The sequence below is a fragment of the Micrococcus sp. HSID17227 genome, from assembly GCF_003989405.1.
Classification (GTDB): domain Bacteria; phylum Actinomycetota; class Actinomycetes; order Actinomycetales; family Micrococcaceae; genus Micrococcus; species Micrococcus luteus.
In genome coordinates, this window is record NZ_RBLN01000462.1 from 1 (window position 1) to 637 (window position 637).

Annotated in this window: 1 protein-coding gene; it reads right to left on the minus strand. The window is 74.9% G+C overall.

The window, feature by feature from the left end; all coding sequences use genetic code 11:
* Positions 1–194 precede the first annotated feature (194 nt).
* The coding region (locus D8M29_RS12640) for an electron transfer flavoprotein subunit alpha/FixB family protein (protein WP_148111631.1) at positions 195–637 on the minus strand (443 nt) is incomplete at its 5' end.

Here is a 637-nt window from a genome sequence, read left to right on the forward strand (position 1 = left end):
TGGTCGGCGCCACCGGGGCGGCGGGCGCGACCACCGGGGCGGGGGCCGCCGTCGTGGTGTCCTGCGCCGGGGCGGGGGCGGGCTCGGTCTCGGCCGGGGCGCCCTTCAGGGGGACGTAGCCGGCCATTCGCTGCTTGGGCATGCTTCTCCTCGTCCGAGGGGCGCGGTCCGCAGCGGACCGCGCCCGCACCGGTTCAGCCGCGGCGGGTGCGCAGCTGCTCGATGACCTGCGGGACCACCTGGAAGATGTCCCCGACCACGCCGAAGTCGGCGTGCTCGAAGATCTCGGCGTCCTCGTTCTTGTCGATCGCCACGATGGTCTTGGCGGTCTTCATGCCGGCCAGGTGCTGGATGGCGCCGGAGATGCCGAGGGCGATGTACAGGTTCGGGGACACGATCACGCCGGTCTGGCCCACCTGGCGCTCGGCCGCGGTGTAGCCGGAGTCGACGGCGGCACGCGAGGCGCCCACGGCGGCGCCGAGCTCGTCGGCGAGCTGCTCGACGATCGCGAAGCCCTCCTCGGAGCCCACGCCGCGTCCGCCGGCGACGACGGTCTTGGCGCCGCGCAACGGCGGACGGGCGGAGTTCTGCGTGCGGGCGTTCACCTCGAGCACCCGGGCGCCGGCGGTCACCGGGC